Origin of the sequence: Pseudomonas sp. NBRC 111131, from assembly GCF_001320525.1 — a bacterium.
Lineage (GTDB): Bacteria > Pseudomonadota > Gammaproteobacteria > Pseudomonadales > Pseudomonadaceae > Aquipseudomonas > Aquipseudomonas ceruminis.
The window spans coordinates 64,875-88,375 of sequence record NZ_BCBH01000004.1 but is presented as its reverse complement, the minus strand read 5'-3'; the positions used below and the strand labels follow the sequence as shown (position 1 = coordinate 88,375).

Annotated in this window: 23 protein-coding genes; 7 read left to right on the top strand and 16 right to left on the bottom strand. The window is 64.5% G+C overall.

The genetic code is table 11. The features are described from left to right. Positions 1-11 precede the first annotated feature (11 nt). From urtD to APH34_RS05515, 15 genes are all read right to left on the bottom strand, one after another. On the bottom strand, positions 12-869 hold the full coding sequence (gene urtD / locus APH34_RS05585; protein ID WP_156358064.1) for an urea ABC transporter ATP-binding protein UrtD: 858 nt from the start codon (positions 867-869) through the stop codon (positions 12-14). Then, complete coding sequence (gene urtC / locus APH34_RS05580) at positions 866-1,945, bottom strand: urea ABC transporter permease subunit UrtC (protein ID WP_054900191.1); 1,080 nt, start codon at positions 1,943-1,945, stop codon at positions 866-868. The genes urtD and urtC overlap by 4 nt, the downstream gene beginning before the upstream one ends. Continuing rightward, on the bottom strand, positions 1,945-3,465 hold the full coding sequence (urtB, locus tag APH34_RS05575) for an urea ABC transporter permease subunit UrtB (protein WP_371263296.1): 1,521 nt from the start codon (positions 3,463-3,465) through the stop codon (positions 1,945-1,947). The genes urtC and urtB overlap by 1 nt, the downstream gene beginning before the upstream one ends. Before the next feature lie 78 nt (positions 3,466-3,543). Further along, the gene (urtA, locus tag APH34_RS05570; protein ID WP_054900189.1) at positions 3,544-4,809 is read right to left on the bottom strand and encodes an urea ABC transporter substrate-binding protein; all 1,266 of its coding nucleotides are present in this window, start codon (positions 4,807-4,809) and stop codon (positions 3,544-3,546) included. Between the two features lie 223 nt (positions 4,810-5,032). Next, entirely contained in the window at positions 5,033-6,439 is a 1,407-nt protein-coding gene (gene cycA, locus APH34_RS05565) for a D-serine/D-alanine/glycine transporter (RefSeq protein ID WP_054900188.1), read from the bottom strand. 167 nt (positions 6,440-6,606) lie between these two features. Next, positions 6,607-7,971, bottom strand: coding sequence for a PepSY domain-containing protein (locus APH34_RS05560; RefSeq protein ID WP_054900187.1), 1,365 nt, complete (start codon positions 7,969-7,971; stop codon positions 6,607-6,609). Positions 7,972-8,028: 57 nt separating this feature from the next. Continuing rightward, positions 8,029-10,095, bottom strand: a complete 2,067-nt coding sequence (locus tag APH34_RS05555; protein ID WP_054900186.1) for a TonB-dependent copper receptor — start codon at positions 10,093-10,095, stop codon at positions 8,029-8,031. 66 nt (positions 10,096-10,161) lie between these two features. After that, the gene (locus tag APH34_RS05550) at positions 10,162-10,590 is read right to left on the bottom strand and encodes a DUF2946 domain-containing protein (protein ID WP_054900185.1); all 429 of its coding nucleotides are present in this window, start codon (positions 10,588-10,590) and stop codon (positions 10,162-10,164) included. Positions 10,591-10,616: 26 nt separating this feature from the next. Then, the gene (locus tag APH34_RS05545) at positions 10,617-11,102 is read right to left on the bottom strand and encodes a copper chaperone PCu(A)C (RefSeq protein WP_054900184.1); all 486 of its coding nucleotides are present in this window, start codon (positions 11,100-11,102) and stop codon (positions 10,617-10,619) included. A 48-nt stretch (positions 11,103-11,150) separates the two neighbouring features. Then, the gene (locus APH34_RS05540; protein WP_054900183.1) at positions 11,151-11,540 is read right to left on the bottom strand and encodes a DUF2946 domain-containing protein; all 390 of its coding nucleotides are present in this window, start codon (positions 11,538-11,540) and stop codon (positions 11,151-11,153) included. A gap of 192 nt (positions 11,541-11,732) precedes the next feature. Beyond that, positions 11,733-12,587, bottom strand: a complete 855-nt coding sequence (locus APH34_RS05535; protein WP_054900182.1) for an SPFH domain-containing protein — start codon at positions 12,585-12,587, stop codon at positions 11,733-11,735. 27 nt (positions 12,588-12,614) lie between these two features. After that, on the bottom strand, positions 12,615-13,052 hold the full coding sequence (locus tag APH34_RS05530; RefSeq protein WP_054900181.1) for an NfeD family protein: 438 nt from the start codon (positions 13,050-13,052) through the stop codon (positions 12,615-12,617). Positions 13,053-13,194: 142 nt separating this feature from the next. Then, entirely contained in the window at positions 13,195-13,914 is a 720-nt protein-coding gene (locus APH34_RS05525; RefSeq protein WP_054900180.1) for a cobalt-precorrin-6A reductase, read from the bottom strand. Further along, entirely contained in the window at positions 13,911-15,005 is a 1,095-nt protein-coding gene (locus APH34_RS05520) for a cobalt-precorrin-5B (C(1))-methyltransferase (RefSeq protein ID WP_054900179.1), read from the bottom strand. The genes APH34_RS05525 and APH34_RS05520 overlap by 4 nt, the downstream gene beginning before the upstream one ends. Then, the gene (locus tag APH34_RS05515) at positions 14,998-16,209 is read right to left on the bottom strand and encodes a bifunctional cobalt-precorrin-7 (C(5))-methyltransferase/cobalt-precorrin-6B (C(15))-methyltransferase (protein ID WP_054900178.1); all 1,212 of its coding nucleotides are present in this window, start codon (positions 16,207-16,209) and stop codon (positions 14,998-15,000) included. The genes APH34_RS05520 and APH34_RS05515 overlap by 8 nt, the downstream gene beginning before the upstream one ends. 172 nt (positions 16,210-16,381) lie before the next feature. Here APH34_RS05515 and cobG point away from each other — a divergent pair, with 172 nt between their 5' ends. The 7 genes from cobG (at position 16,382) to APH34_RS05480 (ending at position 22,896) form a co-directional block, all read left to right on the top strand. Continuing rightward, the gene (cobG, locus tag APH34_RS05510) at positions 16,382-17,713 is read left to right on the top strand and encodes a precorrin-3B synthase (RefSeq protein WP_082422730.1); all 1,332 of its coding nucleotides are present in this window, start codon (positions 16,382-16,384) and stop codon (positions 17,711-17,713) included. Then, positions 17,706-18,332 carry a precorrin-8X methylmutase gene (locus tag APH34_RS05505; RefSeq protein WP_054900176.1) on the top strand — a complete coding sequence of 209 codons (627 nt, stop codon included), beginning with the start codon at positions 17,706-17,708 and terminating at the stop codon, positions 18,330-18,332. Before cobG ends, APH34_RS05505 begins: the two co-directional genes overlap by 8 nt. After that, positions 18,329-19,060, top strand: coding sequence for a precorrin-2 C(20)-methyltransferase (locus APH34_RS05500; RefSeq protein ID WP_054900175.1), 732 nt, complete (start codon positions 18,329-18,331; stop codon positions 19,058-19,060). The genes APH34_RS05505 and APH34_RS05500 overlap by 4 nt, the downstream gene beginning before the upstream one ends. Before the next feature lie 2 nt (positions 19,061-19,062). Beyond that, positions 19,063-20,760, top strand: coding sequence for a precorrin-3B C(17)-methyltransferase (gene cobJ, locus APH34_RS05495; RefSeq protein ID WP_054900174.1), 1,698 nt, complete (start codon positions 19,063-19,065; stop codon positions 20,758-20,760). 87 nt (positions 20,761-20,847) lie between these two features. Then, complete coding sequence (locus tag APH34_RS05490; RefSeq protein ID WP_054900173.1) at positions 20,848-21,528, top strand: hypothetical protein; 681 nt, start codon at positions 20,848-20,850, stop codon at positions 21,526-21,528. A 59-nt stretch (positions 21,529-21,587) separates the two neighbouring features. Further along, on the top strand, positions 21,588-22,280 hold the full coding sequence (locus APH34_RS05485) for a hypothetical protein (protein ID WP_054900172.1): 693 nt from the start codon (positions 21,588-21,590) through the stop codon (positions 22,278-22,280). Then, positions 22,273-22,896 carry a hypothetical protein gene (locus APH34_RS05480; protein ID WP_054900171.1) on the top strand — a complete coding sequence of 208 codons (624 nt, stop codon included), beginning with the start codon at positions 22,273-22,275 and terminating at the stop codon, positions 22,894-22,896. Before APH34_RS05485 ends, APH34_RS05480 begins: the two co-directional genes overlap by 8 nt. On the opposite strand, the gene APH34_RS05475 is transcribed toward APH34_RS05480, so the two are convergent. Continuing rightward, positions 22,893-23,489 (bottom strand): MarC family protein, encoded by a 597-nt coding sequence (locus APH34_RS05475; RefSeq protein WP_054900170.1) that lies wholly within the window; start codon positions 23,487-23,489, stop codon positions 22,893-22,895. The two genes, APH34_RS05480 and APH34_RS05475, sit on opposite strands and share 4 nt — an antisense overlap. Positions 23,490-23,501 lie beyond the last annotated feature (12 nt).

The following is a 23,501-nucleotide window of genomic DNA, read 5'->3' as shown; positions in this document are numbered from 1 at the left end:
GGCTTCAATGTCTAGCGGCCCAGATACACCTCGACCACCCGCTCATCCGCCTGCACCTGCTCCAGTGACCCTTCTGCCAGCACGCTGCCCTGGTGCAGCACGGTCACATGGTCGGCAATGCTGCCGACGAAGCCCATGTCATGCTCCACCACCATCAGCGAATGCTTGCCAGCCAGGCCCTTGAACAGCTCGGCGGTGAACTCGGTCTCGGCATCGGTCATGCCCGCCACCGGTTCGTCGAGCAGCAGTAACTGCGGCTCCTGCACCAGCAACATGCCGATTTCCAGGAACTGCTTCTGCCCATGCGACAGCAAGCCGGCCTGGCGCTGGGCCAGGGGCAGCAGGCGCAATGTGTTCAACACGTCTTCGATGCGCTGCTGTTGCTCGCCATTCAGGCGTGCCGCCAGGCTAGCCCACACCGATTTGTCGGTCTTGAGCGCCAGTTCGAGGTTCTCGAACACCGTCAGCGCCTCGAACACCGTGGGCTTCTGGAATTTGCGGCCAATGCCGGCCTGGGCGATCTGGTACTCGCTCATGCGGGTCAGGTCGAGGGTGTCGCCGAAGTACGCGCTGCCCGTGTCGGGGCGGGTCTTGCCGGTGATCACGTCCATCATCGTGGTCTTGCCGGCGCCGTTGGGGCCGATGATGCAGCGCAACTCGCCCACGCCGATGTACAGGTTGAGCGCGTTGAGGGCCTTGAACCCATCGAAGCTGACGCTGATGTCTTCCAGGCTCAGTACCGTGCCGTGGCGCGTGTCCAGGCCTGCCTGGCGGCGTGTACCCAGGCCGATGGCTTCACGCCCGGCACCGAGGTGGTCGAATACGGGCTCGAGCATGAATTCCGGATGCACGGGGGGCACGCCTCTCATGGCTGGCTCCTTTTCTTCAGCAGGCCGACCACACCCTTGGGCAGGTAGAGAGTGACGAGGATGAACAACGCCCCGAGGAAGAACAGCCAGAACTCCGGGAAGGCCACGGTGAACCAGCTCTTCATGCCGTTGACCAGGCCGGCACCGAGCAGCGGACCGATCAGTGTGCCACGCCCGCCAAGGGCGACCCAGACGGCAGCTTCGATGGAGTTGGTCGGCGACATTTCACTGGGGTTGATGATGCCCACCTGCGGCACGTACAGCGCCCCGGCCAAGCCGCACAGCACAGCGCTGAGCACCCATACCAGCAGCTTGAACCCGCGTGGGTCATAGCCGCAGAACATCAGGCGGTTCTCGGCATCGCGCACCGCGGTCAGCAGGCGGCCGAACTTGCTGTGGGTCAGGCGCCAGCACAAGTACAGGCTGGCCAGCAGCAGGCCGACGGTGAGCAGGAACAGCACGGCGCGGGTGCCTTGGGCGGCAATGTCGAAACCGAGAATGGTGCGGAAGCTGGTAAAGCCGTTGTTGCCGCCGAACCCCGTCTCGTTGCGAAAGAACAGCAGCATGCCCGCGAAGGTCAGGGCCTGGGTCATGATCGAGAAGTACACGCCCTTGATCCGTGAGCGGAAAGCGAACCAGCCGAATACCAGTGCCAGCAGGCCGGGCGCCAGCACCACCAGGCACAGCGCCCAGGCGAAGTGCTGGGTGCCAGCCCAGTACCAGGGCAGTTCACTCCACGACAGGAAGGTCATGAAGCCCGGCAGGCCGTCGCCCGCCGCCTGCCGCATCAGGTACATGCCCATGGCATAGCCGCCGAGGGCAAAGAACAGGCCATGACCGAGCGACAGCAGCCCGGCGTAGCCCCAGACCAGGTCCAGGGCCAGTGCGACGATGGCGTAGCACAGGATCTTGCCGACCAGGGTCAGGGTGTAGGCCGAAACCTGCAATGCATGGCCCGCCGGCAGCAACGACAGCAGCGCCAGGGCCAGCAACAGCAGGACGACAACAGCACCGATGGCCAGCGACAGGCGCGGCCCGGCCTTTTGCGAAGCGGTGACAAGCAGTGGCTGGTTCATCAGTCGATTACCCGTCCCTTGAGGGCGAACAGGCCTTGCGGACGCTTCTGGATGAACAGAATGATCAACGCAAGGATGAGGATCTTGCCAAGCACCGCGCCGATCTGCGGCTCCAGCAGCTTGTTGGCTATACCCAGGCCAAAGGCGGCCCAGAGGCTGCCGGCCAGTTGCCCGACACCGCCGAGCACCACCACCAGGAACGAGTCGATGATGTAGCTTTGGCCCAGGTCGGGGCCGACGTTGCCAACCTGGCTCAGGGCCACGCCGCCGAGCCCGGCGATGCCTGAGCCAAGGCCGAAGGCGAGCATGTCGATGCGCCCGGTGGGCACACCGCAGCAGGCGGCCATGTTGCGGTTCTGGGTGACCGCGCGCACGTTCAGCCCCAGCCGCGTGCGGTTGAGCAGCAGCCAGGTGAGCAGCACCACGGCCAGGGCGAAGCCGATGATGACCAGGCGGTTGTACGGCAGCACCAGGTTGGGCAGCAGCTGGATACCGCCCGACAGCCACGCCGGGTTGCTGACCTCGACGTTCTGCGCGCCGAACAGCAGGCGGATGGCCTGGATCAGAATCAGGCTGATACCCCAGGTGGCCAGCAGGGTTTCCAGCGGGCGGCCGTAGAGGTGGCGGATCACCGTGCGCTCCAGCGCCATGCCGACCGTGGCGCTGACCGCGAAGGCCACGGGCAGGGCGATCAGCGGGTAGAACTCGATGGCGCCAGGGGCGTAGCGCTGCAGCAGCACCTGGACCATGTAGGTGCTGTAGGCGCCGAGCATGAGCATCTCGCCATGGGCCATGTTGATCACCCCCAGCAGGCCGAAAGTGATCGCCAGGCCCAGGGCCGCCAGCAGCAGGATCGAGCCCAGCGACAGGCCGCTGAAGGCCTGGCCGAGCAGTTCGCCGAACAGCAGTTTGCGTTTGACCTGGGCCAGGCTGGTTTGCGCCGCGGTGCGCACGCCGGCGTCGGTTTCGGCGTCCGGTTGCAGCAAGGTCTCAAGGCGGGTGCGGGCCAGCGGGTCGCCGGTTTCGCCGAGCAGGCGCACGGCAGACAGGCGCACGGCCGGCTCGCTGGCGCCCAGTTGCAGGTTGGCCAGGGCCAGGCCGAGGGCCGCGTGCACGGCCGCATCTGGCTCGCTGGCGAAGCGCCGGTCGAGGAAGGCCACCTGCGCCGGTTGCGCGCTTTTCTGCAGTTGCTGGGCGGCGGCCAGACGGGTGTCGCTGTTGTCGCTGAGCAACTGATGACTGGCCAGGGCGTTGTCGATCAGGCCGCGCAGGCGGTTGTTCAGGCGCACCTTGCGCGTATCGCCTTCGGCGATGCGGCCCTGGCGCAGGTTTTCCAGCAGCGGCAGGCGTGCGGCATCGGGTTGCGCGGCCCAGCCCTCAAGCAGGCTGGCTTGTTCGGCGGGCTTGGCGGTGAGGAAGAATTCGCCCTCGCTCGCCTGGCTTGCCAGGGGCAGCAGGAGCAGGAGGGTGAGCAGGAGTCTGAGCATGCGAGCAATCCTGGAGATCGGCGGTGGATTCATCGCGAGCAAGCTCGCGCCTACAGGGATTTGTAGGCGCGAGCTTGCTCGCGATTGGGCCGCATGGCGGCCCCAGTGCACTCAGTTACCTTTCACTGCATAGTCCGGGCGCTTGTCATTGCCCGGAATGAACGGGCTCCAGGGCTGGGCCCGCAGCGGCTGCTCGGTTTGCCAGACCACGCTGAACTGCCCGTCATCCTGGATCTCGCCGATCATCACCGGCTTGTGCAGGTGGTGGTTGGTCTTGTCCATGGTCAGGGTGAAGCCCGACGGTGCCTTGAAGCTCTGCCCGGCCAGCGCCTCGCGCACTTTGTCGACATCGGTGGACTTGGCCTTCTCGACGGCCTGGGCCCACATGTGGATGCCCACGTAGGTGGCCTCCATCGGGTCGTTGGTCACCGCCTTGTCAGCGCCTGGCAGGCCCTTGGCCTTGGCGTAGGCCTTCCAGTCGGCGACGAACTTCTGGTTTACCGGGTTATCCACCGACTCGAAGTAGTTCCACGCGGCCAGGTGACCCACCAGCGGTTTGGTATCGATGCCGCGCAGTTCTTCTTCGCCCACCGAGAACGCCACCACCGGTACGTCGGTGGCTTTCAGGCCCTGGTTGGCCAGTTCCTTGTAGAACGGCACGTTGGAGTCGCCGTTGACCGTGGAGATGACCGCGGTCTTGCCGCCGGCGGAGAACTTCTTGATGTTGGCAACGATGGTCTGGTAATCGGCGTGGCCGAACGGTGTGTACACCTCTTCGATGTCTTTGTCGGCCACGCCTTTGCTGTGCAGGAAGGCGCGCAGGATCTTGTTGGTGGTGCGAGGGTAGACGTAGTCGGTGCCGAGCAGGAAAAAGCGCTTGGCGTTGCCGCCGTCTTCGCTCATCAGGTACTCCACGGCCGGGATCGCCTGCTGGTTGGGCGCGGCGCCGGTATAGAACACGTTCGGCGACATCTCTTCACCCTCGTACTGCACCGGGTAGAACAGCAGGCCGTTGAGCTCTTCGAACACCGGCAGCACCGACTTGCGCGACACCGAGGTCCAGCAGCCGAATACCACCGCGACTTTGTCCTGGGTCAGCAGCTGGCGGCTTTTTTCGGCGAACAGCGGCCAGTTGGAGGCAGGGTCGACCACCACCGGCTCGAGCATCTTGCCGTTGACCCCGCCTTTGGCGTTGATCTCATCGATGGTCATCAGCGCCATGTCCTTGAGCGACGTTTCGGAAATCGCCATGGTCCCGGACAGCGAATGCAGGATACCGACCTTGATGGTCTCGGCGGCCTGGATGCTCCAGCTAAGACCCATCGCCGCAATCGATGCGCTGAGGGTAAAGGCCTTGATCAGACTGCGACGCTTCATGTGCTCTCTCCGCTGAGTTTTTATGGTGTTGGCCTGGCGGGAGGGGCGTTGCAAGGGGTGTGCCGAGTGGCAGAAGCTGCGGTTTAGACGGGGTGTGCGAGGTATTAGGGCGCAAGGGAGGCCCAGGATGGTGCCTGAAGGGTTTGCGTGCACAGCATTGGGGCCGCCAGACGGCCCATCGCCGGCAAGCCGACGATGGGCTGCACGGCAGCCCTGAGGTTGATCAACTGTCGCGCACAACACTGCGCGGATGGCGCTTGCTGCGCACCCACTGGTAGGTGATGGCCAGCACCACGAACCAGATCGGCGTGACCAGCAATGCAGAGCGGGTATCGTCTTCCAGGCTCAGCAGCACCAGGATGAAGGCGAAGAAGGCCAGGCACACGTAGCACATGAACCGCCCGCCAGGCATCTTGTAGATCGACGCCTGGTGCAGCGCTGCGCGGCGTTTGCGGTAGCTCAGGTACGACAGCAGGATCAAGGTCCAGACGAACATGAACAGCACCGCCGACACGGTGGTGACCAGGGTGAACGCCTCGACCACATTCGGTACCAGGTAGATCAGTACGGCGCCAAGCAGCAGGCAGGTGCAGGAGAAGTACAGCCCGTTGGCCGGCACGGCACGCCGCGAGAGCTTTTCGAACGCCTGGGGTGCATCGCCTTCCTGGGCCAGGCCATACAGCATGCGGCTGGTGGAGAACACCCCGCTGTTGGCTGAGGACGCGGCCGACGTCAGCACCACGAAGTTGATGATGCTTGCCGCCGCCGGCAGGCCGGCCAGCACGAACAGCTCGACGAACGGGCTTTTGCCCGGGACCACGTCGCGCCATGGGGTGACGGCCATGATCGCGATCAGCGCCAGCACGTAGAACACGATGATGCGGATCGGGATCGAGTTGATCGCCCGTGGCAGGGTACGTTCGGGGTTCTTCGCTTCGGCGGCGGTGGTGCCGACCAGTTCGATACCGACAAAGGCGAACACGGCGATCTGGAAGCCGGCGAAAAAGCCCATCAGGCCGTTGGGGAACATGCCGCCATCGTTCCACAGGTTGGCCAACTGCGCGGTTCGCCCGCTCGGCGACTCGAAGCCGGTGATGACCATGTACAGGCCGGTGGCGACCAGGCCAAGGATGGCGACGATCTTGATCAGGGCGAACCAGAACTCGAGCTCGCCGAACATCTTCACGGTCACCAGGTTCAGCGCCAGCAGCACGCCCACACAGGTCAGCGCGGGTATCCATTGCGGCAGGTCGGGGAACCAGAACTGCGTATAGGCGGCGATCGCGACCACGTCGGCGATACCGGTGACCACCCAGCAGAACCAGTAGGTCCAGCCGGTGAAGTAGCCAGCCCAGGGGCCGAGCAGGTCGGCGGAGAAGTCGATGAACGACTTGTAATTGAGGTTCGACAGCAGCAGCTCGCCCATGGCGCGCATGACGAAGAACAGCATGAAGCCGATGATCATATAGACGAAGATGATCGACGGCCCTGCCAGGCTGATGGTCTTGCCCGAGCCCATGAACAGGCCGGTACCGATAGCGCCACCGATGGCGATGAGCTGGATATGGCGGTTGGTCAGGTTGCGCTGCAGGTGCTGTTCTTCAGCAGGAGGGGAAGAGGTCCGGGTCATTGGCTGCATTCCATTGAGGGTCAGTCTTTTTGTGAAAGCCGAGTAGGCTAACACGAGCGTCCCAATTCGGGGCGCGACAGATCGACACGACTTTAGCGGCACAACGGGGGCTGCTCAGGCCTGATCGCCGGCACGCCAGCGATGAAGCCTGAGCAGCCCGCAGAGCCTCACGCCTGCGCCAGCACGCGGCGCCGCACCACCAGGCTGTCCACCACCCACAGCGCCAGCATCGACACGCCCACCAGCGGGAACACCACGCCCAGCAGCACCATCACCCCGACGGCTGCCTTCCAGCGCGGCAGGCCATGGCGCAGCGGCGGCACGCCGAGCCCCCCGGCAGGCCGACGCTTCCACCACATCACCAGCCCGCTGACCGAGCCTAGCAGAATCATCAGGCATACCAACAGAATGATGGCCTGGTTCAGCGCGCCGAACATCTTGCCCTCATGCAGCATCACGCCCAGCTCGGTGGCGCGCGCGACAGGGCTGTAGTCCTGCCAGCGCACATCGGCGAGCACCCGGCCGGTGTACTGGTCGACATGCAACGTTGCGTCGTTGCGCGGATCGTCAGCGAACACCGCGACGGTGTACACACCGTCTGCAGTGGAGGGCACGGTGATGCTGTAGCCCGGTTCGACCTGGCGTGAAGTGGCGATGTCTTCTACCTGCTGCAGGGTCACCTGGGGCGCGGCCGGCAGCGCTGACATGCCATGATGCCCCGCATGTTCGGCATGGGCGCCGGACTGCGGCATCGGCGTGTTTTCCATGGCCCACGGTACTGTCTGGCGATGGGCGCTGTTCAGTTCCCTGGCCTGTTGATCGGACTTCGGCACGTCGTTCCACATGGCCACCGGAAAACGGTTCCACAGGTCGGCATACTGCTTGCCCCACAGGCCTGTCCAGGTCATGCCGCTGAGCAGCATCAGCAACAACAGGGCTGACCCCCAGAACCCGCTCACGGCATGCAGGTCACGCCAGAGCACTCGGCCACGGGCCGATAGCCGGGGCCACAGCACGCCGGCACCCTTGCGCCCGCGTGGCCACCACAGGTAAAGGCCAGACACCACCAGCACGATGCCCCAACCGGCGGCCAGCTCCACCAGCCGGTCGCCGACCGTGCCGACCATCAGCTCACCGTGCAGGGCCCGGGCGATGGCCTGCAGGTTCTGTTTGCCGTCCTGTTCGCCAAGAATCTTGCCGCTGTACGGGTCGACGAACACGTTCAGCTCGCGGCCACTGTCATGCACCACGAATTGCGCGCTGCGCTCGGCGTTGATCGGCGGCAGGTACTGACCTACGTGGCCCTTGGGGTAGGCCTGGCGCACTTCGGCCAGCATCAGGTCGGCGCCCTGGCGATGATGCCCCGCCTCGACCACCATCAGGTCACGGTACAGCAGCGGGTCCAGCTGGGGCTTGAACAGGTAGATTATCCCGGTGATCGCCAGCAGGATCATGAACGGGGCGACGAACAGCCCGGCGTAGAAGTGCCAGCGCCAGGCGAGGTTGTAAAAGGAAACACGTGGTCCACTCATGGGAACCTCCTGTTGACCAGTAAGGGGCGCAACCGGAGGTGGCGCCCATGGTTATTGTCAGAAGCTCAAGTCGACCTTGGTCCAGAAGGTCCTGCCGGGCTCGTTCACCGGCTGTGGATCGGTGGCCGGGTAACCGAACCCGGCGTTCCCGGCCAGGTTCAAGTGCTCGGCGTAGGTTTTGTCGAACAGGTTGTCGACCCCCACGCTGAGCTTGAGATTCTGGTTTACCTTGTAGGCACCATTGAACGAGAACACGCCGAACCCGGCGCTCTTGTCGTAGTCCTTGCCGACCACGTTGCCCTGGTTTTCTGCGATGCGGTTCTGCGCCGCGACCAGCCGCCACAACGCCCCCACGCTCCAGGTATCACGGCTGTAGGTCAGGCCCAGGCGGCTTTCCAGAGGAGGCATTTGCGGCAGCGCCTTGCCGTCGCTGCTGTTCTTGCCCCAGGCGTAGGCCAGGGTGGCGTCGGCCTTCCAGCTGTCCGTCAGCTTGTAGGCGGCGCCCAGTTCGCCGCCCATGATGCGCGCGTCGATGTTCTGCGCCTGGGAGGTGCCCATGCCCATCATGCCGGTGCGGTAGTCGAACAGGATGTAGTCGCGGATCTGCCCGACATAACCCGAGGCCCAGGCCTCCAGGCGTTCGTTGCGGTACTGGATGCCGACGTCGAGCTGGGTGGTCTTCTCTGGCTTGATGCCGTCGAAGGCGTTGGCAGCACCAGGCGGCGCCAGCTTGGGCGAAAACAGTTCCCAGTAGTCGGGGAAGCGTTGGGCGTGGCCCAGGCCGATGTAGGTAGTGGCAGGGAGGCCGGCCAGGTCGTGCTCGTAGCGCACGAAGCCGCTGGGCAGGGTATCGGCGCGGGTATCGCCTTCGGTTGCGCTGCCAGCCCGGAAGTCGCGCGCCGACGCGCGGTCCAGGCGGGCACCGGTGATCAGCCGGTCTTCACCGGTGGCGTACCAGGTCAGTTCGCCGAAGGCACCATAGTTGTGGAAGTCGGCGTCCTTGGTCCAGGGCTGGCCCTTGTGGGCATCGACGCCCATGCCGCCACGTTGGCGGTGTTCGTTGGTCTGGGCGTCGATGCCGCTGATCAGTTGTACGTCGGCCCACCGCCAGGTGGCCTTGAGCCGCGCCCCCAAGGTGCGTCGGTCGACGTTGCTGACCATGGGCATGCCCATCATGCCGCTGCCCGACGGTGTGCGCAGGCTGTAGTTGTCCATCACATGGTCGGCGTAGTTGTAGTAGACCTGCGCCTCGACCTTGTCGAGCACCTCGCCCAGGTTTGATTTTTCAAAGCGCAGGCCCAGGCTTTCGCGCTTGAACTGCGAGCCGTCCATGCCGCGCCCGGCATAGCGGGCCTCGCCGTCGCCCTTGCCGGCCGTGAGTTCCAGCAGGGTGTCCTGGTCGGGTGTCCAGCCCAGGGTGACATCGCCGTTCCATTTGTCCCAGCGCGAGGGCACGGTATCGCCGCCGCCGTCCTTGTAGTCGTCCGAACGCGACTGATTGCCCACGAAGCGTGCATAGGCCTGGCTGTTGCCGGCGGCGGCGTCGAGCACCTTGTCGAAGCGGCCGTTGGAACCGGCCAACAAGCTGGCGTTGACCCGGCTACCGAGGGTGCCGAACTGCTCCGGCTCACGTTCGAAGAGGATGGTGCCTGCCGAGCCTCCCGGGCCCCAGATCACGCTTTGCGGGCCCTTGATCACGGTGAGGCGGTCGTAGGTTTCAGGTGCGATGTAGGAGGTGGGGGCGTCCATGCGGTTGGGGCAGGCACCGAGCATCACTCCCCCGTTGGTGAGGATGTTCAGGCGGGAGCCGAACATGCCGCGCAGCACCGGGTCGCCGTTGGTGCCGCCGGCACGGATGGCCGAGAAACCGGGGATGGTCTTGAGGTAGTCGGCGCCATCGCTGGCCGGCACCGGCTGGCGCGGGTCCTTCGGGTTGGTGACCACGGTCAGGGGTGAACTGGGCGCGACGGCGGTGATGACCGTGGGGCTTAGCTCGGGCGCGTCGAGGGCGTGGCCTTCATGGCCTGGGTCGCCGGCCAGGGCCATGGGTGCGAGCAGCGAGCCGCAGACCGCGGCAAGCGTTCCTCGCAGGTAAGGGGCAAAAACAGGGATGCAGCCGGACATAGTGATTCCAGTCGATCAGTCATGGGGTGGCGCGAAGCCTCCTGGCTCCGTGCGGCAAAGGTGTTTTCAGAGGCTGATCGGATGGGGTGGTGCACGGCTGCGGGCACCGGGGAACACAGCCTGCCGGGCATGGCCCTGGTGCGTTGGCGCGAAGATGCGGTTGCTGGGAACAATGACGCTGGCGCTGAGCGGGCTGAGGGTCTGCGGTAATGCGGGGCAATTGAACAACAGGCTGCAGTAGCCGCACTTTTCCCACATCACGTGCAACTGGCCATCGTCACTGTGGCCGTGATGTGCATCGCCGTGCGTGTGCCCGGCCTCCATGGCCATGCCCATCGGCATGTTCATGCCGGCGTGATGATCCATCGGCATCGCCTGGGAAATCAGCGGGCCGATGAAAATCATCCACATGGCGAACAGACTCAGCCAGCCGCCACCCACGCGCCTACGCTCAGGGCGGGTGATACGGCTGGTGCTGTTACACGGCAGGCTCATGGTGGCAAGCGCCTGTCAGCCAGAACTCAGTGCGCGTGTTCGTGGCCTTGAGCTTGGTCTGCCGGTGGCTGCTTCTGCACGGCCACGTCGACGGTGATGTCGCCGGCTTTCTCAAAGTGCAGGGTCAGCGGGAAGCGCTTGCCGTCGCTGAGCAGGCTGCGGTCCCTGGGCTGCATGAGCATCACGTGGTAGGCGCTGGGGGCAAAGACCAGGTCCTTGCCAGCCGGTACGGCCACGCTCTGCACCTGCTGCATCTTCATGGTACCGCTGGTGGTCAGCACATGCTCGTGCAGTTGCGCGTCCGCGCTGATCGGGCTGTCGACGCTGAGCAGGCGGTCATCGGCCTTGCCGTTGTTGTGCACGACAAAATACGCGGCAACGTTCGGCGCATTCGGTGGCAGTTCAAGCGACCAGGGGTGGGCGATGTGCAGATCGCCCACGGTGTATTCATGGGCATTGGCGAAGGCGCCGGGCAGCAGCAAGGCGGCCATTACAAGAGCTTGCTTGAGCATGGTGTAACTCTCCGTTCTGTTCAGATTCAGGCAGACAGCGTGATGAACTCAGGCCAGGGGAGAGGCACGGGGGGTTAGCGCGGGCCATAGCTGGCGCGGCGTCGGCTGGTAGCGGGTGAGCGGTGGCGTATGCCCCGCCAATAGCGTGGGCGGGTTGTGCAATTGGGGCGGGTAGCCCGGCAAGGCCAGCAGTGGTGCGCCGCCAGAGCAGCACCAGCAGTGCTGCATGTTGGAGTGCTCGTCGCTTTGCGTGCCAAGGTCGATCTTGGCCAACGCCTGCACATCGACCTTGGCCTTGCCTGCCATGCTGGAACAGAACGCCCCCCATAGCAGCTGCTCGGCCGGGCCTTTGGGCGCGGCAGAGGACAGCGGCATGGCCAGCAGGTTGAACAGCACTGCAAGGCAGGCTATCCAGGCAATGTGCCGACGTGGGGGCATGGAGAGATCCGGTCAGGAATCGTGGTGGCTATTGTACGGCGGAGTATAGGTAAAAAAGGTGGGGTGCGGTGAAGTGACGCAGGTGGGCGATGCTATCGGGGCTGCTTCGCGACCGGACCGCCAGCAAGCCGGCCCCGCAGAAATCAGCGGCGCTTGCCGTACTCGGGGCGCCACTGCCTTGCTCAAGGGCTATCAACCCTTGCTGCGGCCCATCAGGCCGCGGACGGTCTCCTGCAGGTCCGCCGGCAACACCACCACCTTGGCATTGCTGCTGCTGGCCAGGCTTTCCATGGCACCCACATACCGCTCCCCCAGCAGGTACATGGCCGGCACCGTTTCATTGCCCACCGCTTCCTTGACCAGCGAAATTGCCCTTGCCGACGCTTGTGCCAGGTTGATCTGAGCCTCGGCATCGAGCTTGGCCGATTGCAGCCGTGCCTCGGCTTCCAGAATTGCCGCCTGCTTGGCACCTTCGGCGCGGGTCACATCGGCTTTTCGTTCACGCTCGGCGGCCGCCTGGCGCTCCATGGCCAGTTGCATGTTCTGGGACGGCTTGATGTCCTGAATCTCCACCGAACGCACGGTCACCCCCCAGTCCTCGGTCTGCTCCGACATCGCTTCACGCAAGCGTGCCTTGATCTGCTCGCGGCTCGACAGCGCCTCGTCCAGGTCCATGGCGCCCACGATGGCACGCAGCGACGTCATGGTCAGACTGGTGACGGCAAACGAGAAGTTCTGCACGCCATAGGACGCCTTCTGAGGGTCGACCACCTTGGCAAAGCACAGGGCATTGGCAACGATCACGGCGTTGTCGCGGGTGATGATTTCCTGCTCCTGGACGTCGAGGATGATGTCCTTGGTCGGCAGCCGGTAGGCGACCACGTCCATGTACGGAATGACAATGTTCAGGCCGGGCTTGAGGGTGCTGTGGTAGCGGCCCAGGCGCTCGACGATCCACTCTTCGCCCTGGGGCACGATGCGCACCCCCTTGAAGACGGTAACCAATACAAATGCGGCAAGGGTGCCGACGACGATGAGGCTGGTCATGCTGCGAACGTCCTTTTCAGTAAAGAGTCAGGCCCGAATGACCCGGGCAGTATTGCCTTCGATGGCGACGAGGCGCACGCGCTCGCCGGAGGGGATGTCACTGTCGGCGACGCAGATCCACTGCTCGTTGCCGAGGATCGGCTTCTGGAAGCGCACGCGGCCTTTCTGGAATTGTGAAACGCTGCTGGTCAACAGCCCGACTTCACCGATCACGCTGTCGGCAGTCCAGCGCACATCCGGCTGCTTGCGCCGGAACACCTTGAACCACAGGGCCGTGGTGAGCGAAGAGAACAGCACCCACAGCAGACCCTGCATATCCAGTTGCAGGCTGGGGGCGGCGAGCGAAACGAGCGAGACCAGCACGGCGCCGATGCCGAACCAGAGAATGAAGAACGTGGGCAGGACCAGCTCGAGCAGCATCAGCGCGATACCGAAGACCAGCCAGATCCACCATTGCATTTCCATATGAGTGAAGCCTTCCGGGGGAGGGGCGATGATTTTAAGGGTGTCGACAGTCCAATGGCCACATGAAGGTATCTAACTTCACGGTGGGAATGCTCAATTGTTGCTGTAGGACATACGAATGGAACCCGCCAATCAGGAACGATCAGAATCCGAGGGCGGAAAGCAGCAGACGGGGTTGGCTGAAGACGCAGTCAGCCTCGGGCAGTGTCGGCCGTTTCAGCACAAGCACCGGCACACCGCGCTCACGCGCCACTTCAAGCTTGGGTTCGGTCGCCACGCTGCCGCTGTTCTTGCTGACTAGCACATCAATATTGCGCCGTGCGAACAGCGCCCGTTCATCTTCCAGATGAAACGGCCCGCGCGCGCCGATCACTTCGCAGCGCTCGTTGCCGGGGCAGGCTTCCAGCGCCCGCAGGGTCCAGAACTGCTCCGGCGGAATGTCGTCAAGGTGTAGCAGCGGTTCACGCCCGAGGGTGAACAACGGCCGCCGAAATGGCCTGAGCGCCTCGATCAGCCCTGCCCAGTCATCCACTTCGCGCCAGTCATCACCCGGCTGCGCCTGCCAGGCCGGACGGCGCAAGGCCCAGCAGGGAATGCCGACGGCATAGGCGGCCGCAGCGGCATTGCGGCTGATCTGTGCAGCGTAGGGGTGGGTCGCGTCGATCAGCAGCGTGATACCCGCTTCACGCAGGTAGGTGGCCAAACCGTCGGCACCGCCGTAGCCCCCCACCCGTACCTGGCATGCCAGGTCCTGTGGCACGCGGCCGATACCCGCCAGGCTGTAGACATGCTCCGGCCCGAGCTGGCGAGCGATGGCCAAGGCTTCGGTGACACCGCCTAGCAACAGGATACGCCGGCTCATTGCACGCCTGCCTTACCGACAATGCCACCCTGGCGATCGATGGCGAACACTTCCACCGCTACCTGTGCCGGCACCACGCTGCGGGCAAACGCCAGGGCATGGGCGCACACCGCATCGCCCAGCGGGACTGCGGCTGCATGCGCCAGTGCCAGGGCTTGCTGACTGGTGTTGGCGGCAATGATCGCTGCCTGCAGGTCGGCATCGGCGCCAAGGTCTGCCGCCCAGCCAGCCAACTGTGGCAGGTCGATGCTCGAGTGGCGGCTGTGCAGGTCCATGTGCCCGGCGGCCAATTTGCTGATCTTGCCGAAGCCACCACACAGTGACAGACGGGGCACTGGCACCTTGCGCAGGTGCTTGAGCACCGCGCCGACAAAGTCGCCCATCTCGATCAGGGCGATCTCCGGCAGGCCGTAGACGCGGCGCATGGTGTCTTCGCTGGCATTGCCGGTGCAGGCGGCGATATGCGTGTAGCCATTGGTGTGGGCCACGTCGATGCCCTGGTGGATGGAGGCGATGTAGGCCGCGCAGGAGAACGGCCGGACGATGCCGCTGGTGCCGAGAATCGACAAGCCACCGAGGATGCCCAGGCGCGGGTTCATGGTTTTCAGTGCCAAAGCCTCGCCGCCTTGCACATTCACCGTGACCTCGAAGCCGCCGCTGTAATTGCAGCTGTCGGCCAACTGCTGCAGGTGCTCGCTGATCATGCGCCGCGGCACCGGGTTGATCGCCGGTTCACCCACGGCCAGCACCAGACCGGGGCGGGTGACCGTTCCAACACCCTGGCCCGCGACAAAGCATATGCCGGGCTCGTCCAGCAGGCGCACCTGGCTGTAAAGCAGTGCGCCATGGGTGACATCCGGGTCGTCGCCGGCATCCTTGAGGGTGCCGGCTTCTGCCCGTTCGCCGTCGCGGCGGCAGAACTCCAGGCGCATCTGCACCACCTTGCCCTTGGGCAGGGTGATGCTCACTGCATCGTCACATAGACCAGTGAGCAGCAGGCGTGCGGCCGCCAGGCTGGTGGCGGTGGCACAGCTGCCGGTGGTCAGGCCGCTGCGCAGGGGGGCGGGTTGTTCACGGGTTTCTTCACGCATCGCGAGGCTTGACCACGTCGAGCAAGGTAATCGGCAATGCCTGGCGCCAGGTGTCGAAGGCGCCCAGCGGCTGGGCCTGGGCGACATGGATGCGGGTCAGTTCGCCGCCATGCTGTTCGCGCCAATGGGCCAAAGCCAGCTCGCTCTGCAAGGTCACCGCGTTGGCCACCAGCCGGCCGCCTGGGCGCAGGCGCTCCCAGCACAGCGCCAGCACGCCTTCGCGGGTGACGCCGCCGCCGATGAAGATGGCATCCGGGCGCTCCAGTTCCGCCAGAGCCTCTGGCGCTTTGCCGCGCACCACTTGCAGGCCGGGCACACCGAGGGCATCGCGGTTGTGCTCGATGAAACCCTGCCGGCCTTCGTCGGCCTCGATCGCCAGGGCTCGGCAGGCGGGGTGGGCGCGCATCCATTCGATACCGATCGAACCGCAGCCAGCGCCGACATCCCACAGTAGCTCCCCTGGCTGGGGCGCCAGCCGGGCGAGGGTGATGGCGCGTACGTCACGTTTGGTCAGCTGGCCGTCATGGCGGAAGGCGCTGTCTGGCAAGCCTGCAAGCGGCGAGAGGCGCGGGGTATCCGGGTTGGTCCGGCACTCGATGGCGACCAGGTTAAGGGCGGCGACCTGGGGCGCTGCCCAGTCATCGGCGGTGCCCACAAGCCGCCGCTCAGCCGCACCGCCGAGGTGCTCGAGCACCTGCAGGCGGCTTGGCCCGAAGCCTCGTGCGCACAGCAGCGCTGCAATGGCCGCAGGGCTGTGGCCGTCGTTGCTAAGCACCAGCAGGCGTACGCCGCTGTACAGGTGGGCGTTGAGGACCGACAGGGGGCGTGCCACCAGCGACACCACCTGAGTGTCTTGCAGCGGCCAGCCTAGGCGTGCGGCGGCCAGGGCACACGAGGAAGGCATCGGCAGCACATGCATTTCTTCGGCCGGTACCTGCCGCGCCAGGCTGGCGCCGACGCCGTAGAACATCGGGTCTGCGCTGGCCAGCACGCATACGGGCTCGCCGCGCAGGGCCAGCACCGGGGCCAGCGAGAATGGGCTGGGCCAATCCTGGCGGGCAGCGCTGATGCAGCGTGGCAGCAAGGCCAGCTGGCGTGGGCTGCCGACGATCCGCGAAGCGCCGAGCAGGGCGCGCCGGGCCTGCTTGCCCAGGCCGTTGAAGCCGTCTTCGCCGATGCCTACTACTGTCAGCCAGGGTGTCATGTATTTCTGTTCCGCCATTTTGGGGGCCGCGTCGCGGTCTTGCCCGCAAAAGGGGCGACGCGGTGATGATTTTTTGCTCAATCGCCAACGGTGCTCGACCACCGGTTTTTCATGCCGCCGGCCAAAGCAGGCATAATACCGCGCCTTCTACACTCAAGCGCACATTCAGCGATTGCCGGACACCCCTTTGAACCAGCTTCATGCCCCCACCGTATCGCCCCGTCCCTCGGCTTGCCCGGGGTTGTGGCGCATCGTCAGTGCCCGCGACGGCGGTATCTGCCGGATCAAGCTGCCTGGTGGCCTGCTGCTGGCCGACCAGGCGGATGCGGTGGCGGGCGCCGCCGAGCGGTTCGCCGCGGGCGTGATCGAGGCGACCAACCGCGGCAACCTGCAGATTCGCGGCATAGGCGCTGACCACAGCGGCCTGATCGACAGCCTGCTGGCGGCCGGGCTGGGCCCGCGCGACGCCGCCAGTGACGATGTGCGCAACCTGATGCTGAGCCCGCTGGCCGGGCATGACCCGGCAATGGTGCTGGATGTCCGGCCACTGGGTGAGCAGATCCTCAGCCTGCTGCAAGGCACGCCACGCTTTCACCAACTGTCGGCCAAGTTCGCCGTGCAACTGGACGGCGGCGAAGGCCTGGCCATGCTCGAGCACCCTCATGACCTGTGGTTGTCGGCAATGCGCCTTGACCAGCGCACCTGGCTGGCGTTTGGCCTGGCGGGTTGCCCTGGCGATGGCCAGGTGCTGGGCGCGGTGCCGGTGGAGCAGGGCCTGGCGTTGGTACGCGCGGTGCTCGAGCGGTTCCTTGACCTGGCCAACCCGGATCAGGCGCGCATGCGCCAGTTGCTTGCCGGCTACCCGGTGGCGCGGTTCATCGCAGGCCTTGGGCTCGATCTGCGCCGCGATGCGGCGGTGCTCGGTTGGCGCCGCGAAGCAGGCAACAGCCCATGGCTGGGTGCGTTGGCGCAGCGGCACGGCATGGCACTGGGCGTCGCGCCGCCGCTTGGCAGGCTGACGGCCGACATGCTGCGCGGCGCTGCCCGCGTTGCCCGTGAGTGCGGGGATGGCAGCCTTCGCCTGAGCCCCTGGCAGAGCCTGATGCTGACGGGCATCGCTGCGACCCGTATCGCCCAGGCGCAACGTACGCTGTCAGCCTTGGGCCTGCTTTGCCACGACCATGAACCCTTGGCCCGCGTGGTCGCCTGTACGGGTGCCAGCGGCTGTGCCAAGGCGCACGGTGAGACCAAGACCGATGCCGTGACCCTGGCAGCCCTGTTGCCCACTGGCGCGCCTGCCAGCGTGCACCTGTCCGGCTGCTCGCGTTCGTGCGCCGTGGCCCATGTCGCCCCGGCCACCCTGCTGGCCCGCTCGCCGGGCCGCTATGACCTCTATTTGCGTGACGCGCAGTTGCCGGGCTTCGGTGCCCTGCGCGCCACCGACCTCACCTTGAACGAAGCAGGCGCCATGCTCGCCCTGCCGACGGAGCACCTTGATGATTGACTACATCCGCGATGGTCAGGAGATCTATCGCAATTCTTTCCGGATCATCCGAGAGGAAGCCCGACTCGAGCGGATTCCCGCAGACCTGGAAAAACTCGCCGTGCGTGTGATCCATGCCTGCGGCATGGTCGAGGCCATCGACGGCCTGCAGTTCTCCGAAGGTGCCGGGCGCGCCGGGCGTGAAGCCTTGGCCAATGGCGCACCGATCCTGTGCGATGCGCACATGGTCGCCGAAGGTATTACCCGCGCCCGCCTGCCTGCGGACAACAAGGTGATCTGCACCCTGCGTGACCCAAGCGTTCCCGGCTTGGCCAAGGACGCCGGCAACACCCGCTCCGCCGTCGCGCTGGAGCTGTGGCGGCCGCATCTGGAAGGCAGCGTGGTGGTGATCGGCAATGCCCCGACCGCCCTGTTCTACCTGCTGGAAATGCTCGACGCGGGGGCGCCCAAGCCTGCGCTCATCCTCGGCTTCCCGGTCGGTTTCGTGGGCGCGGCTGAGTCCAAGGCGATGCTCGCCGCCGACAGCCGTGGCGTGCCGTTCGTGATCATGCAAGGTCGCCTGGGCGGCAGTGCGATGGCTGCGGCCGCAGTCAATGCCCTGGCCACGGAGGTGGAATGATGGCGCGTGGACGTCTGCTTGGCCTGGGTGTGGGCCCTGGTGACCCCGAGCTGATCACCGTCAAGGCTCTGCGCCTGTTGCGCGAGGCCCCGGTGGTTGCCTACTTCGTGGCCAAGGGCAAGCGTGGCAATGCCTTCGGCATCATCGAGGCACACCTGCAACCTGCGCAAACGCTGTTGCCGCTGGTCTATCCGGTGACCACCGAGGTGCTGCCGGCACCGTTGTCGTACGAACAGGTGATCAGCGACTTCTACGATGAAGCGGGCGAGCAGGTGGCCCAACACCTGGATGCCGGTCGCGATGTGGCGGTGATCTGCGAGGGCGACCCCTTCTTCTATGGCTCCTACATGTACCTGCATGACCGCCTGGCGCAGCGCTATGAGGCGCAGGTGATACCCGGCGTCTGCTCGATGCTCGGCGGTGCTTCGGTACTGGGCGCCCCGCTGGTGTATCGCAACCAGAGCCTGTCGGTGCTGTCCGGCGTGCTGCCAGCCGAGGAGCTCAAGCGCCGCCTGGCCGATGCCGATGCAGCGGTGATCATGAAGCTTGGCCGCAATTTCCCCAAGGTGCGCCAGGTGCTTGGCGAACTTGGCCTGGATACGCGTGCGCTGTACGTCGAACGGGCCACCATGGCCAACCAGAAAATCGTCGCACTGGACGCGGTCGACCCACAGTCGTCTCCGTATTTCTCGCTGATTATCGTGCCGGGTGAAAAATGGCAGGGGTGAGCATGGACAAGGCAGCGGCAATTATCGTGCTTGGCACCGGCAGCCTGACCACAGCGCGGCGCATCCAGCAGCGCTACCCACAGGCGACGATCCATGGCCTGGCAGGCCGGGTGGACGGCGCGGACCAGTACTACGAGGCGTTTGGCGACACGCTGCGGGCGTTGTACCAGCAAGACACGCCAATCATCGCACTGTGCGCGGCGGGCATCGTGATCCGTAGCCTTGCCAGCCTGCTCAACGAAAAAGGCGCCGAGCCGCCGGTGCTGGCGGTGGCTGAGGACGGCAGCGCGGTGGTGCCGCTGCTCGGTGGGCTCAGCGGCGTCAATGTCATGGCCCGCGAGCTCGCTGAAACGCTGGGTGTGGCGGCAGCGATCACCACCAGTGGCGAGCTGCGGTTTGGCACTTGCCTGCTCAACCCGCCTGAGGGGTACGCCCTGGCGGATATCGAACAGGGCAAACGCTTCGTGTCCGACCTGCTGGCCGGGGAGGCGGTGCGTATCGAGGGGCATGCGCCTTGGCTGGCCCAGGCTCAGCTGCCTGCCAGCGAGGCTGCCCAGCGCACCATCCATGTAGGCAGCAGCGCCCGTCCCGCCAGCCGTGACGAGCTGTTGATCCACCCCCGCTCGGTGCTGGTGGCAGTGGAGGCGGTTGGGCCCGGGCTGGCCGAGCGCGTGCGGGGCGCCCTGCACGAGGCGGGTATCGCTGAGCAGTCGTTGGCTTGCCTGCTGGCTGCCGAACAGGCAATGGCTGAACCCGCGTTGCAGGATGCGGCTCAGGCGTTGGGGGTTGCGGTGCGATTCGCATCCACCGCCAGCACCCTCGCCACCATGGCCGGCGACGCCTTGCCGGGTGCCCGGCTGATCGAACAGCCGGGCCTGGTCATCGCGGTCGCATCGGCGCCCATCGAGGCCGACCGGGTAGGACGCAAGCGGGGGCGCCTGGCAGTGATCGGCCTGGGCCCTGGCGCTGCCGAGCTGATGGTACCCGCGGTCAAGGCCGAGCTTGCGCGCGCTGAGGATGTGCTGGGCTATGAAACCTACGTGCGCATGGCTGGTCCGTTCCGTGCCGACCAAGTGCTGCACTGCACTGACAACCGCGAAGAAATGCAGCGCGCTCGCCATGCTTTCGAGCTGGCCGCCCAAGGGCGTTCGGTGGTGGTGGTGTCGTCGGGTGACCCGGGAGTGTTCGCCATGGCAGCCGCCGTGCTCGAAGCACTGCATGCCTCCAGCGACCCCGCCTGGCACCGGGTCGATCTGCACATACTGCCAGGTGTCTCAGCCTCGCTGGCAACCGCTGCCCAGGCGGGGGCGCCGCTGGGCCATGACTTCTGCGTGATGTCGCTCTCGGACAACCTCAAACCGTGGTCGATCATTGAAAAACGCCTGGACCTCGCCGCCCAGGCGGACCTGGTGCTGGCGTTCTACAACCCGATTTCCAAGTCCAGACCGCACCAGCTTGGGGTGGCGCTGGAGGTTGTGCGTCGGCACCGCGAGGGGAACACGCCTGTAGTCCTTGGCCGTGACATTGGTAGGCCGGGGCAGACACTGAGGGTCATTACATTGGCCGAACTGCTGCCGGAAATGGTCGACATGCGCACGATGGTGCTGGTCGGCTCCTCGACGACCTGCGTCTTTGAACGCCCTGGAGGTGGGGCGTGGGTCTATACGCCTCGCTGGTATCCCACCCCACAGGGTCGGTAGTCGGGAAACCCTTCAGTCCTGCCAGGTAGCGACGACCTGGCTATGGTGCTCCCCCCACTCAAGGGGCAACCATGAAGGATTTTTCCCATGTCCGATGCAAAAGAGCTCTCCACGAATAACGCCGCTATTTTGGTGGAGGGCAACTTGCTGGCGTGTGGCGCCGGCATGTCTGCACAAAGCCGCCACGATGTAAAAAACGCTTTCCACTTCGCCACCCTGGTCGCGGACAAGGCATTCGATGCCGAAACGCAGAGCCGCGAATGGTATGACAAGTTTGTCGATGTCATGCGCGACCTTGGCTTTACCATCCCCAAACGTAGCTTTGAACTTGAAACGTGCGCTGAACTGTCGGTCACCGTCGGTGCCGTTGCGATCCGTGCTATTGGCGCTGCGGGCAACGCCATGCTTGGTGGCACGGTGCTGGGCGATCTAGCCAAGATGGCGTTCGACAAGATGACGACCATCGAGAACGATGCACGCATTTTGGAACACAAACGCAAGAACAAGGCCAGGGGCATGGTGGGCCTGGCGGCGTGTACCGAGACGGCCAAGGGCGATGTCGTCATGGTGGTCAGTTGTGTGCAGGCCGCTGCGCCCAAGTTGGATGACGATGTATTAGGGATCCAGTGGACGCTGGACAGGTCGAAGTATTATTCCGGTATTGCAGTGCTGACACTGAACACCTTCGTCTATGACAAGGTGCGTGAAACGGTGGAAAACAAGCTTGGCGTGCGCAGCATCGAAAACGTCCTTCAATATGATATCTGAGAAGCACGCGGCAGCAGCGATGTTGCCGCGCTTCTGGACCTTCGTGATGAGAGGTCGTTATGGATGAAGCAGCCAAAGCATTGGCGCTGATAGGCGGTACGGCATTATTGAATGAGCCGGGACAGGACGAAAGGCAACGTCAGGCCGCTTGGGATTCAATGCTGTATGCGCAACTGGTCGCCAACAAGCAAGCCGGCTCGCGGTTTGATGATTACGACGCGTGGTACGCGGCTTATACCGCCACGTATCGTCAGTTGGGCTGGTTGAAAATCGCCGGGACGCATGACCAGCGGCAGTTGGGCATGGCGAGGCCGAATGGGCCGATCCAGCCGCTGGAAGCCTGGATGCGGATACGCGCTATCGAACACAAGGCAGTGGTGGCTGCGGTGACGGGGCAGTTGAGCCGCTCAGGGGCAGCCTTTGGCCATTTACTTAAGTTTTGTGCACGCGATGAGGCCGGTGTCTCCAGTGTTGTGGTGGAGATTGGGTTGCTCAAGCCCGGGCCTGTCATGGACTTATGCAGCATTGCACTGCGCACCACTAAACCCATCACGGGTTATGCGCTGAGTACGCTAATGAGTGAGCAGTTGAAGCAGGGTGAGGCTGTGTTCAATGGCGTTTCCCTGGCCTTGGATAGCGAGCGGTTCGCCCCTCAGCGTGACGAACTCAAATCGCTGATGGCAAGCAAAGATCAGCACGGTGCGTATCGTTTCTATCTGAACGCCGAGCGCACAGGAGAAGAGCATGAGTAATGCCACATCTGCCGTTATTGGCGCAGGTATTGTTTCGTTCCTGCCGGGCCTTGCCGCGGCGCAAAAAAATAAAGTGAAACTGGCACTTGCCATGGCTGAGCGGGCGACCGCTACGGCTTATAAGGAAGGTTTGATAAAAGACTGGTTTGCTTACTACCGCAACCAGCTCAAGTTCCTGGGGTGGGATGCGGTGACGGCTGAGCAAATTCACTGGCCGGACAAAACGCGAACCGAACAGACGGATCACGTGTTGCAGACCTTCTCCAAAGCGGCGGGGGACAGTTTCGCCTCGTCAATCAACGTGTCCATGCGCACGCTGCTGTCCAAGCCGACGCTGCTCAAAGAACTTGAGAAAAAGGCGTTCGAGCGGCAGCACTTTCAATTGTTGGCCTGTGCGCCGGCCGGTAATAATCGAGTCGATATGGTGCTTTATCACGAAACGGATAAGCAGTCTGTTTTCACTGCGGGGTTCATCAGCCGCAAGCGCGGTCATAAGCATGTGCGCGCGGAGCTGGTGCGGTTCAACATCCTGGCCTTTGAGAACAGTGTCTTGCCAAACGTCCAGGAAAGCGTAGTCAAGGTATCCCTGGAGCGTATTCATGACTATGGCATCTAAGGCGCCAGATAACCTTTGATCCCGGTAAAAATGATCTGGGCCGCCAATGCGCAAACGAACAGCCCCATCAAACGGCTGACGATCTGCAGGCCCTGGTCACCGAGGATCCGTTCGATGCCGTGCGACAGGTACAGCACCAGGCCCACGGTGAAGCTGGCCAGTGCAATGCTGACGATGGCCAGCGCCTTGTCGTCCCAATGCGGCTGGCTCACGCCCATCACCAGCAGGGCACCGATGGTGCCTGGGCCTACGGTGAGCGGGATGGTCAGCGGCACGATGGTCACATCCTGCTGCACGTTGTCGGCTTGCACGGCCGGTTTGCCCTGGGCCATGCCCAGCGCCGAGATGAACAGAACGCTGCCAGCGCCGATCCGGAAGGCGTCTGCAGTGATGCCGAAGATACCGAAGATCACCCGCCCGAACAGGTATAGCAGCACACTGGCAATCAGTGCGGCGAAGGCGACTTTCCAGGCAAGTTGCTTGCGCTCCTTGATGGAATGGCCTCGGGTCAGCCCAATGAAGCACGACAGCACGAAGAATGGGCTATAGAGCACGAGCATCTTCAGGTAGACACTGAACAACTCATGGAGCATGAGGTGGGTCCT